Annotated in this window: 11 protein-coding genes; 5 read left to right on the forward strand and 6 right to left on the reverse strand. The window is 68.0% G+C overall.

The window, feature by feature from the left end:
* Positions 1 to 77 precede the first annotated feature (77 nt).
* The 4 genes from UB43_RS14685 to UB43_RS14700 form a co-directional block, all read right to left on the reverse strand.
* The gene (locus UB43_RS14685; RefSeq protein WP_045212172.1) at positions 78 to 1691 is read right to left on the reverse strand and encodes an inorganic phosphate transporter; all 1614 of its coding nucleotides are present in this window, start codon (positions 1689 to 1691) and stop codon (positions 78 to 80) included.
* Between the two features lie 181 nt (positions 1692 to 1872).
* The gene (gene ppk2 / locus UB43_RS14690; RefSeq protein ID WP_045212175.1) at positions 1873 to 2790 is read right to left on the reverse strand and encodes a polyphosphate kinase 2; all 918 of its coding nucleotides are present in this window, start codon (positions 2788 to 2790) and stop codon (positions 1873 to 1875) included.
* A 190-nt stretch (positions 2791 to 2980) separates the two neighbouring features.
* On the reverse strand, positions 2981 to 5260 hold the full coding sequence (locus UB43_RS14695; protein ID WP_082085843.1) for an acylase: 2280 nt from the start codon (positions 5258 to 5260) through the stop codon (positions 2981 to 2983).
* Positions 5261 to 5605: 345 nt separating this feature from the next.
* Complete coding sequence (locus UB43_RS14700) at positions 5606 to 6637, reverse strand: AraC family transcriptional regulator (protein ID WP_045212178.1); 1032 nt, start codon at positions 6635 to 6637, stop codon at positions 5606 to 5608.
* 123 nt (positions 6638 to 6760) lie between these two features.
* On the opposite strand from UB43_RS14700, the gene UB43_RS14705 reads away from it, so the two are divergent.
* Both UB43_RS14705 and UB43_RS14710 read left to right on the forward strand, forming a co-directional pair.
* Positions 6761 to 7654, forward strand: coding sequence for a TauD/TfdA family dioxygenase (locus UB43_RS14705; RefSeq protein WP_045212180.1), 894 nt, complete (start codon positions 6761 to 6763; stop codon positions 7652 to 7654).
* Between the two features lie 11 nt (positions 7655 to 7665).
* Entirely contained in the window at positions 7666 to 8448 is a 783-nt protein-coding gene (locus UB43_RS14710) for a 2-keto-4-pentenoate hydratase (RefSeq protein ID WP_045212183.1), read from the forward strand.
* 40 nt (positions 8449 to 8488) lie between these two features.
* On the opposite strand, the gene UB43_RS14715 is transcribed toward UB43_RS14710, so the two are convergent.
* A complete protein-coding gene (locus tag UB43_RS14715; protein ID WP_045212186.1) occupies positions 8489 to 9391 on the reverse strand; it encodes a LysR family transcriptional regulator in 903 nt (300 codons plus the stop codon).
* A gap of 106 nt (positions 9392 to 9497) precedes the next feature.
* On the opposite strand from UB43_RS14715, the gene UB43_RS14720 reads away from it, so the two are divergent.
* Together UB43_RS14720 and UB43_RS14725 are read left to right on the forward strand one after the other, a co-directional pair.
* The gene (locus tag UB43_RS14720) at positions 9498 to 10568 is read left to right on the forward strand and encodes an AbrB family transcriptional regulator (RefSeq protein WP_045212188.1); all 1071 of its coding nucleotides are present in this window, start codon (positions 9498 to 9500) and stop codon (positions 10566 to 10568) included.
* Positions 10569 to 10839: 271 nt separating this feature from the next.
* The gene (locus UB43_RS14725) at positions 10840 to 12084 is read left to right on the forward strand and encodes an NAD(P)/FAD-dependent oxidoreductase (RefSeq protein WP_045212191.1); all 1245 of its coding nucleotides are present in this window, start codon (positions 10840 to 10842) and stop codon (positions 12082 to 12084) included.
* A 60-nt stretch (positions 12085 to 12144) separates the two neighbouring features.
* Here the strand turns inward: UB43_RS14725 and UB43_RS14730 are convergent, their stop codons facing one another.
* Positions 12145 to 12699 (reverse strand): TetR/AcrR family transcriptional regulator, encoded by a 555-nt coding sequence (locus UB43_RS14730; protein ID WP_045212194.1) that lies wholly within the window; start codon positions 12697 to 12699, stop codon positions 12145 to 12147.
* 88 nt (positions 12700 to 12787) lie between these two features.
* Here UB43_RS14730 and UB43_RS14735 point away from each other — a divergent pair, with 88 nt between their 5' ends.
* Entirely contained in the window at positions 12788 to 13984 is a 1197-nt protein-coding gene (locus UB43_RS14735) for an MFS transporter (protein WP_045212196.1), read from the forward strand.

Consider the following 13984-nt stretch of genomic DNA (forward strand, 5'->3'; position numbering starts at 1 on the left):
GGCCCGCTCCTACAAGGGGCTCGGTGCCAAAGAAAAAGCCGCTCAGAGGAGCGGCGTTTTCACTGCATCACCCAAGGTCAGAACAGGTGGGTGAACAGCCAATACAGCGAAGCGGACAGCACGATGGCCGCCGGCAGGGTCAGCACCCAGGCCATCAGCAGGTTGCGGATGGTGCGCATCTGCAGGCCCGAGCCGTTGGCCGCCATGGTGCCGGCGACACCGGAGGACAACACGTGGGTCGTCGATACCGGCAACCCGTACATGTCCGCCGCGCCGATGGTCATCATCGCCACCAGCTCCGCCGAGGCGCCCTGGGCGTAGGTCAGGTGGGTCTTGCCGATCTTCTCGCCGACGGTCACGACGATGCGCTTCCAGCCGACCATGGTGCCCAGGCCGAGGGCGATGGCCACGGCGACTTTCACCCAGAGCGGGATGAAGCGGGTCGACTCGTCGATCTTGCCCTTGAACGCGGCCAGCTTGCTGGTGGTGTCCGCGTCGAAGTTGCCGACCTTGTCCTTGTCCATCAGGCGGATCGCCTCGCTGGTCAGGTACATGTCGTTGCGCACGTTGCCCATGGCTTCGGCCGGCACGCGGGCCAGGCTGCCGTAGCCCTTCACTTCTGCGCCGATGGCGCCGGTCAGCGCCGCCAGGGACGGGATCAGTTCCGCCTTGGCTTCCTTGGTGCGCACGTATTCCGAGAGCACCGCGCGCGGGTCGGCCGGGGCCGGCTGCGGCGCGGCGCGGACCAGCGCCTGCTGGGTCACTTCGGCCACGGCGACGAACTGCACGGTCTGGTCCGCCGGCATGGTGCGGTTCAGCGCGTAGGCCATCGGCAGGGTGCCGACCAGGATCAGCATGATCAGGCCCATGCCTTTCTGCCCGTCGTTGGAACCGTGGGCGAAGGACACGCCGGTGCAGGTGAGAATCAGCAGACCACGAATCCACCAGGGCGGCGGCGTCTTGCCCTTGGGCGCCTTGTACAGCGCGCGGTTCCTTACCAGCAGGCGCAGCGCCAGCAGCAGGAGCGCGGCGCAGACGAAACCGATCAGCGGCGAGAGCAGCAGCGAGTAGCCGACCTTGGTCGCCTGCGCCCAGTCGACGCCGCTGGTGCCGTCGCGGCCGTGCATCAGCGCATTGGCGATGCCCACGCCGATGATCGAGCCGATCAGCGTGTGCGAGGACGACGCCGGCAAGCCCAGCCACCAGGTGCCGAGGTTCCACAGGATGGCGGCGATCAGCAGGGCGAAGACCATGGCGAAGCCGGCCGAGGAACCGACCTGCAGGATCAGCTCCACCGGCAGCAGGGCGATGATGCCGAAAGCCACCGCGCCGCTGGAGAGCAGCACGCCGAGGAAGTTGAAGCAGCCCGACCAGACCACCGCGAAGTGCGGCGGCAGCGAATGGGTATAGATGACGGTGGCCACCGCGTTGGCGGTGTCATGGAAGCCGTTGACGAACTCGAAGCCCAGGGCGATGAACAGGGCGACCCCCAGCAGCAGGAACGGCGTCCAGGTGGTGACCGCAGTGGTGACGTCGTCGACGTCGCGCACCAGGCTCCAGGCCGAGAACAGCAGGCCGACGGCGAGCACGGCAAAGAAGATGAAGGCGGTAATGCGGCCGGGCTTGTGTTCCAGATGGGGCCGTTCTTCGGCGACGGGAAGGTCGCCGGCGGCCAGGGTATCGGTGGTCATGCTGGGAGTCCGCGTGGAGGGATGTCCCGGTCATGATCGGCGGGGAATGTTACAAGTTATGTCTCAACGCCAGACACCGGACGCTGTAGGAGCGAGCTTGCTCGCGAACCGCCTGACACCGCGGCAATCGGCCAGGTTCGCGAGCAAGCTCGCTCCTACGAAAAGCTCTGCCCAACCAGTCTCAGTAAACCTCCGGCACCACGATTTCCCGCGGGGTCGGCGTGCGCGAGTAATCCTCGTTGCGCTGCCGCGCGGGCAGGATCACCGACGGATGCTCGACGTCCTCGTAGGGAATCAGGTTCAGCAGATGGCTGATGCAGTTGAGCCGCGCGCGCTTCTTGTCGTCGGCCTGCACCACCCACCAGGGCGCCTCGGGGATGTGGGTGCGCTCGAGCATGATTTCCTTGGCCTTGGTGTAGGCCTCCCAGCGCCGCCGCGACTCCAGGTCCATGGGGCTGAGCTTCCACTGCTTGAGCGGGTCGTGGATGCGGCTGAGGAAGCGCAGGTGCTGCTCGTCGTCGGAGATGGAGAACCAGTACTTGATCAGCTGGATGCCCGAGCGCGCCAGCATGCGCTCGAACTCCGGCACGCTGCGGAAGAACTCCTCGTACTGCTCGTCGTTGCAGAACCCCATGACCCGCTCGACCCCGGCGCGGTTGTACCAGCTGCGGTCGAACAGGACGATCTCCCCCGCCGCCGGCAGGTGCGAAACGTAGCGCTGGAAGTACCACTGGGTCTGCTCGCGGTCGTTCGGCGCGGGCAGCGCGGCGACCCGGCACACGCGCGGATTCAGGCGCTGGGTGATGCGCTTGATCACACCACCCTTGCCCGCCGCGTCGCGGCCTTCGAAAAGGATCACTACCTTGTGGCCGGTCTTCACCACCCAGCTCTGCAGCTTCACCAGCTCGCCCTGCAGGCGGAACAGCTCGCTGAAGTAGCGACGGCGGGCGAGCTTTTCCTCGTCGACGTCGGCGTGTTCGTCGAACAGCTCGTCGAGGTTGCGCACGTCTTCCAGCAGCTCCAGCTCCAGCTCTTCGTCGCTGTGGTCGAGCAGTTCGCGGTGGATGCGGCGGATCACGGATTCATTGGTCAGGGGCATGGCATCGGCCTGGGCGTCGGGGCTTTGCCGCCAGACTAGGACGCGACGGTGTCAGGCTGGTGACAGCCGGAGTCGATCCGTCATCTCGGCTTTGCCGGAATTCGCGGGCATGGCCCGCTCCTACAACAGCACCATCACCTGTAGGAGCGGGCCATGCCCGCGAACAGCGCCCACCAGGGCGCTCTCCCCCTTACTGCTCCCGCAACTCCATCACCTTCAGCTCCGGATCGGCCTTGATCTGCTCGTCGGTGAACGGCAGTTCCGGCCATTGCTGCCGGGCGAACAGCTCGGTCTGGTCACGGTGATGCGGCGAGCCGGGTTCACTGGACTGCGAGAACGCCAGCAGCCCCCGCGCCTTCGGCCCGTCGGCGCTGAAGTCCACCAGCTGGATGTAGCTGCTGCCGCTGAGCACGCGGTAATGGTCGCCCTGCCACTCCGAGGTGATGGCGTTGTAAACACCCTCGTTGCCGGTGCCGCCGGGAATGCCCAGCGGGTTGGCGACATCGCCGGTCAGTTGCAGCTCGCCCCACTTCTCGTCCGCCCGGATGCGGCGGCCGTCGATCTCCTGCGCGGCGGCGACCAGCGCCTGCTGCACCTGCTGGCGCACCTCCGGCTTGTCCAGGGAGATACCCGCGGGCGTGGCCAGCGGCAGCTTGGGATCGAAAGGCAGGCGCCAGCCGCCGTCGATCTTCAGGAAGCGCGCGACGAAGGCCTGGAAGTAGGCGAAGCCCGGATTGCTGTCGAGGTTGACGTGGCGGTCCCAGGAGCCCAGCGCAGCGCACGCCGCCTCGCTGCCCGCCGGGGCCGGCTTGCACAGTTGCAGCAGGTCGTCGAGGAGCATGTCGGCCACGTAGACGCGGTTGTCGGTAACCATCTTCTGCAGGTCGTCCGGGCCGATCTTGCCGTCGCCCTTCAGGCGCTCCAGGGCGAAGCGCGCGCGGGCGCTGACCGGGATCGAATCGCGGCTCACCAGCGGCGAGAAGCCGGTCAGCGGCTGCGCCGGGTTGCTCAGCCAGGCGCTGTCGTTGGAGTTCTGCACGAAGTCCTCGCGCTCCAGCGCCGGCATCTGCTCCGGCGGCGTCAGCCCGGCATGACGCGCCCCCGGTGCGCTCGACCAGTTGCAGGCGCGGCGCCCGCCCTGCAGCACCGGCAGGCCCTGCTTCTGGAACTCGGGGATCGCACAGTCGGCCAATTGCTGCTGGCTCAGGTAAGGCACCACCGATTGATTGAGGTAGAGCACCTTGCCCTTGGCGTCCGTGGCCAGGGTGTTGACCCACGGAATGCCCTGCACGTGCTCCACGCTGTCGCGCAGCTCATCCAGGCTGCGCGCGTGATCGATGGCGTACCACTGCTGCAGCACGCGGTCGTTGCCCAGGTTGGCGTCGCGCACGGCGAAGGCTTCGCTGGCGTTCCAGGGGAATTTTCCGGGCACGCTGAGCAGCGGGCCATACTCGGACTCGTACAGCGTATGACTGCGCGTACCGACTCGGCCATTGGGCTCCAGCACGCGAACGCGCAGGGTGATTTCCTTCAGCGGCCGCGACTGGCCATCGACGCGGTAGCTGTGCGGGTCCTGCGGATCGAGGTCGAGACGGTACAGGGTGAAGTGGCTGGAGGTGTCCACCGTGTGGCTCCAGGCCAGGTCCTTGCTGAAGCCGATGTTCACCAGCGGCATGCCCGGCAGCGAAGCACCCATCACGTCGAGCTGGCCGGGAATGGTCAGGTGCATCTGGTAGAAGCGCAGCGCGCCGGACCAGGGGAAGTGCGGGTTGGCCAGCAGCAGGCCGTTACCATCCGCCGAGCGTTCGCAGCCCACGGCGACGGCGTTGCTGCCGTGATCGCGATGAAAATTCTCGCGACGGTCCATTGCCGCCAGCACTTCGCCGTCGCTGACAACAGAGGATGTCGCCTGCCCCGGCGGTGTGGCCGCCATCATCGCCTCGGCGAACTGCCCGGCACCGGATTGAACCAGCAGCCGGCGGGTCAGGCGCAGCAGGTCGTCGCTCTCCAGCGGGCGCAGCCAGGCCTTGCCCGCGCACTGCGTGCCGGCCGCCTGGGTATCCCAAAGCCAGCGGTTGTAACCGGCGGCATAGCCATCGAGCAGGTCGCGGATCGGCTGCGGCTGGGCGCTGCGCAGGCGGCGCAGGGATTCGTTGTCGTTGAGCCAGGTGTAGAAAAAGTCCGAGGGCAGGTTGCCGATGCCGGCAGAGGACTTGCCGTCCACGCCGAAGTAGCGCGAGCGTTCGCCCCGCGCGGTGAGGACTTCCTCGGCCAGCAGGCAGGCGTTGTCGCGGGCATAGGCGTAGCCGATGCCGTAGCCCAGGCCGAGTTCGTCCCTGGCCTGGATGTGCGGGATGCCGAAGCGGGTCCAGCGGATCTGCGCCTGGAGTTCGGCGCCATAGGCCAGCGCGGGCAGTCCGGCAGCCAGCAGGCTGCCGGCCACGGCGGCCAGTCGGAAGGTCTTGCTCATTGATTCCCTCAATGCTCGGATGACGGCCGGATGCCCGGCCAGGGGCACGCGGCCGCGCCGCTCGCGCGGTGCCGGTGCAGGGGTTGGAGGGCGGCTCACGCCGGCCAATGCAGTGCGCTGAAGGTCATCGCGTCGCGCCTTCCGAGGCACGCGCGCAGGCAGGTTGCTGAGGACATGGGTTCTCCTTTTTCTTGTCGGTCGCCTCGCGAAAAAAGCGACGCGCCTCTTCAGGGGAACGGATGGGCCGCGCGCGAAATTAACCCGCGACCGATGGCAATCGGCCACACAGCAAGGCTCTATCTCGCGGCTTTCGCCCGTTCCAGAGGCGTCGCGGGCGGTTCGACTTCAGGGCGCCGGGAGGGTTCCGGACTGACGCTTCCAACGACCGGGCGACTGCCCTGTCCAGCGCTGGAAAGCGCGGGAGAAACTCGCCGCCTCGGCGTAGCCCAGGCACTGCGCGATGCCATGCAGATCCATCCGCGATTCGCGCAGCAGGCGTTCGGCCAGACGCCGTTTGATGCCGTCGTTCAGCCCCTGCAGGCTCTGTCCCTCCTGCGCCAGACGGCGTTGCAGCGTGCGCTCGGAAAGACCCAGTCGCTCGGCCACCGCGGCAGCGCCGAGCAGGCTGGCGGAATCACGCAACAGCAATTGCTGGACCTGCCGCGCAGTAGGCGTGGCAGCCAGGGTCAGCGCCAACTCTCCACAGAGGCGCTCGCAGAGTTGCTCGCCGCTGTCGCGGGCGCTGATCTGCGCTTGCGGCAACGGCGCCTGCAGGTCTTCCAGGGCAAACAGCATGGCGTTGCGTGGCGCCTCGAACAGCGGCTCGATGCCGAAGATGTCGCGGAACACGCTGGCATCGGCGGGCGCCGGGCAGCGCAGTTCGATGGCCAGGGGCTGCAGCGGCCGCTGCAGCAATTCGCCGGACAATTGCCAGCAACCGGCAATGCCGCGCTCCACCACGAAGGCACGGGCATCCTCGGGCAGCACGCGATCGTCGTACACCAGCCACACCCCGCGCGCCTCCGCCTCGCTGCTCACGGGGCAAAGGGTCAGGGCCAGGCTCTGGTAACGACCGAAGGTTTCGAAGGCTTCCTGCAGGGTGCGGCTGGCGAGCATGGTGAAACCCAGCAGCCCCAGCGACGTGAGGTGATAGCGCCGCCCGGTGGTCAGCCCCAGGCCCGGCCTGTCCCTGCGCTGCAACAGGTTACGGATCACCGCCAGCTCCTGCCACGCCTGGATGCGCCCGGCGCGCGCCTGCAGGTCGGCGGGCGAGATGGCGCTGCCCACCAGGCAATCATCGGCGCCGATGCCTTCGTCGCGGGCGCTGTCGAGCAGGTACTGCACTCCGGTGATTTCGCGGGTCTGGCGCCAGTCCATCACGAATTCCTCGTTGGCCGCTGCATGGCGGGAAAGGTCAATTTTTGGCGGACTTGATCATGGAAGAAAGTGACGGCGCTGACCATGCTTGAGGTGCCAATAACACTCACAAGAGGCTTCCCCATGTTCGAGTTCTTCTACGCGTTGCCCAGCCAGAACCGCGCCGCCGAGTACAAGCACTTCCGCATCGTCCCGGCCACCGGCGCTATCGGCGCGGACGTCAGTGACCTGGACCTGACCACCCTGGGCGACGACGGCTACGCCGAGCTGCGCCAGGCGCTGCTGGCGCACAAGGTGCTGTTCATCCGCGGGCAGGACCTGAGCGTGGAAAACCTCGAAGCCGTGACCCTGCGCTTCGGCGAATTCGGCCGCGAGCCCTATGTGGTCGGCATGGAAGACCACCCGCACGTGGTGCGGGTGGTGAAGGAAGCCAACGAGAAGACCCCGGTGGTGTTCGGCGGCGCCTGGCACAGCGACTGGTCGTTCCAGGAGCGCCCGCCCGCCTTCACCCTGCTCTACGGCCACGACATCCCGCCGTTTGGCGGTGACACCCTCTACGCCAACCTGGCGCTGGCCTACGAATGGCTGTCGCCGAAACTGCGCGCGCAATTGGAAACCCTCGACGCCATCCACAGCCCGGAGCGCGCCTACGGCGCCGAGGCCAAGCACAACGACCTGATGGAAAACATGGCGGTGCGCTACGGCAGCCACGATGGCGAGGTGCGCTCGCACCCGTTGGTGATCCGGCACCCGGAGACCGGCAAGAAAGTCCTCTACATCAACCCGGCCTACACCAGCGGCATCAAGGGCATGCGCCCGGCCGAGTCGCAACCGCTGCTGGACTACCTGTTCGGCATCGCCACCCAGCCGGCCTTCACCTGCCGCATGCGCTGGACCGCCGGCACCCTGGCGATCTGGGACAACCGCAGCACCTGGCACTACCCGGTATCGGACTACCACGGCATGCGCCGGGAGATGTACCGCACCACCGTGGTGGGCGAAGTACCGAGCCGCTGAGGAGCCCGACGATGAACACGGACAAGCTCCACGCCGCCGCCCACGCCCTGGCCGAGGCGCGGGCCAGCCGAACGCCCATCGCCGCGCCGGCGGCACACTATGGGCTCACCGGGCTGGACGACGCCTATCGCGTGCAGGCGCTGGGCATCGACCTCGCGCTGGCCGGCGGCGAACGCCTGGCGGGCGCCAAGGCCGGGCTGATCTCGCCGGCGATGCAGGCGGCACTCAAGGTCGGCGAACCGGTTCATGGCCGCTTGCTCGCCGGCCTGCGCTGTCGATCCGGCACGCTTATCGCCCGCGAACGCCTGCTGCAACCCCGAGTCGAGGCAGAACTCGCCCTGCTCATCGGCCGCGACCTGCCGGCGGGAGAGCTCGATCTGGCCACTTTTCGCGCCTGCATCGAAGGTGCGGTCCCGGCCATCGAGATCAACGACTGCGCCGTGGCCAACTGGCAGATCGGCCTGCTCGACTCGGTGGCCGACAACCTCTGCGCGGGCCTTTACCTGACCAGCGACCAACCGGTGGCGCTGGAAAGACTGGAAGACGCCGCGCTGGCAGTGCAACTGCTGCGCAACGGCGCGCCGGCCTTCCCGCCGACCCGGACGACCCTCGGGGCGATGCTCGACATCGGCCTCTGGCTGGCGCGGCGCATGGCGCGCCTGGACGCGCCGCTGAAGGCCGGCGACGTCCTGCTGTGCGGGGCCCTGGCGCCGATGTCGCCGGTTGCGCCGGGGGATGTATTCGAGCTGGACATCGAGGGGCTGGGACGCGTCGGCTGTCGCTTCGAACGATAAGCCGTTGACCGGGCACGCTCGCGACTCGCGGGCCCGGTTCCTACAGATCCGCGCCGAACCGCCCCGCATGCTCGCGCAACATCCCCCGCAGCAACTGTGCGGCCGGTGACAGGTAGGCGCCCTCGCGCACGGCCAACCCGATGGTCCGCGTCAGCGTGGTCTCGGCCAGCTGGACCTCGCGCAACTGGTCCATGCCGTGCCCGCCGGCCAGCGCCTCGCGGGCGATGAAGCTGAGCAGGCGGGTACGGGCGATCAGGTTGGGCAGCATGGGGATCGCGTTGGTCTCGATCTGCACCTGCGGCATCGGCAGCTGGTGGGCCTGGAAGGTGGCGTCCATCCAGCGCCGCGAGGACACCCCGGTGGCCGGCAGCACCCAGCGATAGCGGCACAGGTCGGCCATGACCACCGGGCCATCGAAGATCGGGTGGTCGCGGCTGGCGACTACCACCACCTGATCCTGCAGCAACGGCTCGCTGCTCAGTTGCGGGTCGTCGACGATCCGCGAGCAGATCGCCATGTCCAGCCGCCCGCTGCGCAACGCTTCGCGCAGCACGTCGTCCTGGCCCAGCACCAGGCTCATGGTGATCTCCGGCGCACGGGCCAGCAGGTCCTCGGTGAGACGCGGCAACAGGTACTCGGCCATGGTCGCCGCGCAGCCCAGGCGGATATTGCCTACCACGCCGCTGGCGAAGTCGCGCACCTCGCGGCGGGTTTCCTCGATGTCCTGACGCAATTGCCGGGCACGCTGGAGCATCAGTTCGCCGGCCGGCGTCAGGCGAATCCGTCGCCCATCGCGCTGGAACAGTCGCGCGCCAAGGGACTCTTCCAGGCGCTGGATGCTCTTGGTCAGCGCCGGCTGGCTGCGCCCCAGGCGCTCGGCGGCACGCCCCAGGTGGCCGAGTTCGGCGATGGTTTCGAAGTAGGCGAGATCACGCAGGTCCATGGCGGCCAACCGATAAATTTCAGGAATGGATTCATGACTATTAGAAAATAGACTTGATCGATCCGGCTACCGATAATTCCTCCGTCTTCCCCGTCCGGAGCCGTCCGTGTCCAGTCGCCCCGCCCTCTTCGTCGCCCGCATCCCCGCCAGCCTGCAATGGCTGACCCTGGCGCTCGGGGCCGCAGGCGCCGGGCAACTGCTCACCTGGCTCGGCATCCCTGCCGCGCTGTTCCTCGGGCCCATGCTGGTGGCCATCGCCTTTGGTGTCAGCGGCGCGGACATCCGCCTGCCGCGTAGTGCCTTCCGCCTCAGCCAGGGCTGCATCGGCCTGCTGGTCGCCCACGCCATGAGCTGGTCGGTGCTGCAGGCAATGGTCGTCTCCTGGCCATTGATGCTCAGCGCCACGGTGCTCACCGTGCTGCTGTCCGCTGCGGTCAGCTATGCCATGGTGCGCTTCGGCGGCATCCCCGGCAGCACCGCCGCCTGGGGCACCGCGCCGGGCGGCGCGGCGGCCATGGTGTCGATGGCCGAAGCCAACGGCGCCGACCCGCGGGTGGTCGCCACCATGCAGTACGTGCGGGTGGTTTGCGTGGTCATGGCCGGTGCACTGGTCGGCCGCCTGCTGGGAATCGAGGGCGGCGGATCAGTGGCACACAGCACGCCGATCCTCGACACCGCCACCCTTCCCGACCTGATCAACTGCCTGCTGCTGATCTTCGTCTGCACCACCGCCGGCGCGAAGTTGCCGGCTGGCCCCCTGCTGGTGCCGCTGGTGGCCGGCGCCGTGCTGCAACTGACCGGCGTACTGCAGATCACCTTGCCGCACTGGCTGCTGGCCTCGGCCTACGGCGTCATCGGCTGCTACATCGGCCTGCGCTTCGACCGCGAGAGCCTTGCCTACGTCGGCCGCCACCTGCCGGCGATGCTGGTCAGCGCGCTGGCGCTGATCGCCAGCTGCGCGCTGTTCGCCTGGGCGCTGGCGGCCATCACCGGGATGGATTTCCTCTCCCTCTACCTCGCCACCAGTCCCGGCGGACTGGATGCCATGGCGATCATCGCGGTGGACACCCATTCCGACGTCGGTCTGGTCCTGGCGATGCAGACGCTGCGGCTGTTCGTGGTGCTGTTCACCGGCGTTTCCGTCGCCCGCACGGTGATCCGCCTGAGCCGCGCCTGAGGCCGGGTCTGGGCCTGCAGGAGCAGCCGTCTTCTTCGGTGAATTTGTGCCAATGACTTCCCCTCACCCCAGCCCTCCCTCTGGGAGAGGTTCGGGCGAGGGGCTCTTGATTTTGTAGGAGCGAGCTTGCTCGCGAACGGAGTCAGCTGGCAGCTCCAGGGTTGAGCGGTTCGCGAGCAAGCTCGCTCCTACAATCCATGCCCATCCGTGACCTTGTGCCGGCGAACCCACCGCCGCTAAGGTCGTCGCTCCTTCACCGAGCGAGCCCGCCATGGATAGCCTTCGCCACCGCCCCATCCGCTTCCACGTCACCCACTGGAGCGACGACCCGTTCAGCCGCGGCGCCTACAGCACCCTGCTGCCCGGCGGCACGCCGGAGCATCGGCGCCGGCTGGGTGAGGTTCTGGGCGGCAAGCTGGTGCTGGCCGGCGAAGCCTGCAATCCCGTTGCCCCCGCCATGACCCACGGTGCCTGGGACGATGGCCTGCGCGCCGCCGAAGCGGCCATCGAAAGCGGCGCTCGTCGGGTGCTGGTGATCGGTGCAGGTTTCGCCGGGCTGGCTGCAGCACGCCGCCTGCGGGAAGCCGCTATCGAGTGCGTGGTGCTGGAAGCCCGTGATCGTCTCGGCGGCCGCGTGCACAGTATTTCGCTCGGCTCGATAAAGGCCGACGAAGGCGCCGCCTGGTTGCAGCAGTTCGACGACAACGCACTCGCCGCGCACGCACAGCAACTGGGCCTGCCGTTGCAGGCAACCGACTTCAGCCAACCCCTGGCCGCTGCGGCCGACGGCCCGGTGCCGGACATCGATGCCGCCTGGGAAGCCCTGCGCACCGGGATCGACCGCCAGTTGCCGCTGGCGGAAGGCGTCGCGCGCTATCTGCAGGATCGCGACAAAGCGACCCGTCGCGCCACCCGTTTCGCCCTGGACGCCAACCTGATCCTGGAAGCCTGCCTGCCGCTGGAATCGCTGTCGGTGGATGCGCTGGACGAGGAAGGCGTCGGCGCCGGCGACCGCTTCCTGCCGCAAGGCTATTCACAGCTTGTCGCGCACCTCGCCCAAGGGCTGGATATCCGCCTGAACCAGCCAGTGGCAGACATCGACTGGTCAGGTGCCAAAGTGCGCGCAGGCGACGAAAGCTGGGACTTCTGCATCTGCACCGTGCCCATCGGCGTGCTAGGCGATATCCACTTCAATCCGCCTTTGCCGCCCACGCAGCAGGATGCGCTGGAGCACCTGGGCATGGGGCAATTGGAGAAAGTCGTGCTGCAGTTCGAGCAGCGCTGGTGGCCGGTGTCGCCGTCGGGGTATCTGCGCTGGTACGACACGCCGGCCAGCTTCGGCGAGTGGCTCGACCTCACCGATGCGGTGGGCACGCCGACCGTTGCCGGGCTGATCGCGGCGGATGCGCTGAAGCGGATGTTTGCCGGGCGCAGCGATGAGGAGATTGCGCTCGCGGCCTGCGACACTCTCAAGTCATGGGCGGATGCCATTCGAAGCACCGGTGCCGGCCTGTAGGAACGCGCCATGCGCGCGATCGCGGNNNTGGCCCGCTCCTACAGGGGGACTGAGCGGTGCTCAGAGCCCTTCCAGCGTCAGATCGACCAACCGCTCGACATAGCCCGTATCCAGCTCCTCGCCGGAAAACAGGATGCGGTACACCAGCGGCGCCATCAGCCGGTCGACGATGCGGTCGACCTCCGGCAGCTTTTCGCCGCGCCCCTTGGCGCGCAGCAGGATGATGTCGAACTGGCCGCAGGCAATCGCCATGCAGCGCCCGGAGCAGCCGCCGCCGGCCGCCAGCAGGTCGAGTACCACCGCGCGGCCGGGCACCGAGGCGGTTTCCTCCATGTACTGCTCGCCCCACGCCAGGAGGTCGCCGCGCAGGCTGCCGGTGTCCGCCGGCTCGGCATCCGGGCGGATGCGCTCCAGCGCGACATCGCCGAGCAGCTCACTGAGGTCGCCCCAGCGCCGGTAGATGGTCGAGGGCGTGACACCGGCGCGCGCGGCGATCAGCGGCACGGTCACTTCCGCGCGGTCGCGCTCTTCCAGCAATTCCTGGACAGCCTTGTGCACCGACGCCTGCACCCGCGCGCTGCGGCCGCCCGGACGAACACCCTGATTGATTGCCATAAGCACCTTAACGCAAAGAATTTGCTTTTATCCGAAAACGGGTCCAGCATCTCACAAAAGCAAAATCTTAGCCTTTGCGAGCTGAATCATGGCACAGACCTTACCCAAAAGCGCGCCCGGCTTTTTCCCGGCCCTGCTGCTGACCGCGATCCTCATGGCCTTCCTCGCCGCCGCTGCCGCGCCCACGCCGCTCTATGCGCTGTACCGCGAGTCCTGGCAGTTCTCCGCCGCACTGCTGACGCTGGCATTCAGCATCTACGCCGGCGGGCTGATGCTGGCGCTGCTGGTGTTCGGTTCGCTGTCGGACTACCTCGGCCGCCGCCCGCTGATCCGCGCGGCGCTGATCATCGAGTTGCTGGCGATGAGCGTATTCCTCTACGCCAACTCGGTGGAACTGCTGATCGCCGGGCGGCTGCTGCAAGGCTTCGCCACCGGCATCGCGACCGCCGTGCTGGGCGCCGCCATGCTCGACATCGACCGCGAGCGCGGCCCGCTGATCAACAGCGTCGCGCCCATGCTCGGCATGGCGCTGGGCGCGCTGGGCAGCAGCGCCCTGGTGCAGTTCGGTGGCGACCCGCTGCACCGCGTCTATGTCTGGTTGCTGGCGGTGTTCGCGCTGGCCCTGGTGCTGTTGCGCTGGCTGCCGGAAAGCGTCAGCAGGCAGCCCGGCGCGCTGGCCTCGCTGAAGCCGCGCATCCGTATTCCCCCGCAGGCGCGCCGCGCGTTCTGGAGCGTGGCGCCGCTGAACGCCAGCCTCTGGGCGCTGGGCGGTTTCTACCTGTCGCTGGGCCCGACCCTGGCTCGGCAGGTGACGGGCCTGCAGGTTCCGATGATCGGCGGCGGGCTGGTCTCGCTGCTGTGCTTCTGCGGCGCAGTGGCGATCTTCGGCCTGCGCAACCAGCCGGCGCCGGTGATCCTGCGCCGCGGTGGCCTGGCGCTGATCGTCGGCCTGCTGGTCACCCTGCTCGGCGTGGACTCCTCCAACCTCTGGCTGTTCTTCCTCGGTACCGCGGTGGCGGGCCTTGGCTTTGGCGGCGCCTTCCTCGGCGCGTTGCGCTCGGTGGTGCCGCTGGCCCACGCCCACGAACGCGGTGCGCTGATGGCGAGCTTCTACGTGCTCAGCTACCTGGCCTTCAGCGTGCCGGCGATCCTCGCCGGGCTGGCGATCCAACGTTATGGCCTGGTCGCCACCACCAATGGCTACGCCAGCCTGCAGATTCTCGCGGCGTCGCTGGTCCTGCTGCTGTCCTTGCGCGCACCCGCTGCGCGGAAAGCGCCGGCCTGA

Source organism: Pseudomonas sp. 21, from assembly GCF_000955805.1.
Classification (GTDB): domain Bacteria; phylum Pseudomonadota; class Gammaproteobacteria; order Pseudomonadales; family Pseudomonadaceae; genus Pseudomonas.

Excerpts from the sequence above, each read along its gene's own strand:
- UB43_RS14735 (WP_045212196.1), top strand. The coding sequence starts at position 12,788 with ATGGCACAGACCTTACCCAAAAGCGCGCCCGGCTTTTTCCCGGCCCTG.
- ppk2 (WP_045212175.1), bottom strand. The coding sequence starts at position 2,790 with ATGCCCCTGACCAATGAATCCGTGATCCGCCGCATCCACCGCGAACTG.
- UB43_RS14725 (WP_045212191.1), top strand. The coding sequence starts at position 10,840 with ATGGATAGCCTTCGCCACCGCCCCATCCGCTTCCACGTCACCCACTGG.
- UB43_RS14685 (WP_045212172.1), bottom strand. The coding sequence starts at position 1,691 with ATGACCACCGATACCCTGGCCGCCGGCGACCTTCCCGTCGCCGAAGAA.
- UB43_RS14710 (WP_045212183.1), top strand. The coding sequence starts at position 7,666 with ATGAACACGGACAAGCTCCACGCCGCCGCCCACGCCCTGGCCGAGGCG.
- UB43_RS14730 (WP_045212194.1), bottom strand. The coding sequence starts at position 12,699 with ATGGCAATCAATCAGGGTGTTCGTCCGGGCGGCCGCAGCGCGCGGGTG.
- UB43_RS14700 (WP_045212178.1), bottom strand. The coding sequence starts at position 6,637 with ATGGACTGGCGCCAGACCCGCGAAATCACCGGAGTGCAGTACCTGCTC.
- UB43_RS14695 (WP_082085843.1), bottom strand. The coding sequence starts at position 5,260 with ATGAGCAAGACCTTCCGACTGGCCGCCGTGGCCGGCAGCCTGCTGGCT.
- UB43_RS14705 (WP_045212180.1), top strand. The coding sequence starts at position 6,761 with ATGTTCGAGTTCTTCTACGCGTTGCCCAGCCAGAACCGCGCCGCCGAG.
- UB43_RS14715 (WP_045212186.1), bottom strand. The coding sequence starts at position 9,391 with ATGGACCTGCGTGATCTCGCCTACTTCGAAACCATCGCCGAACTCGGC.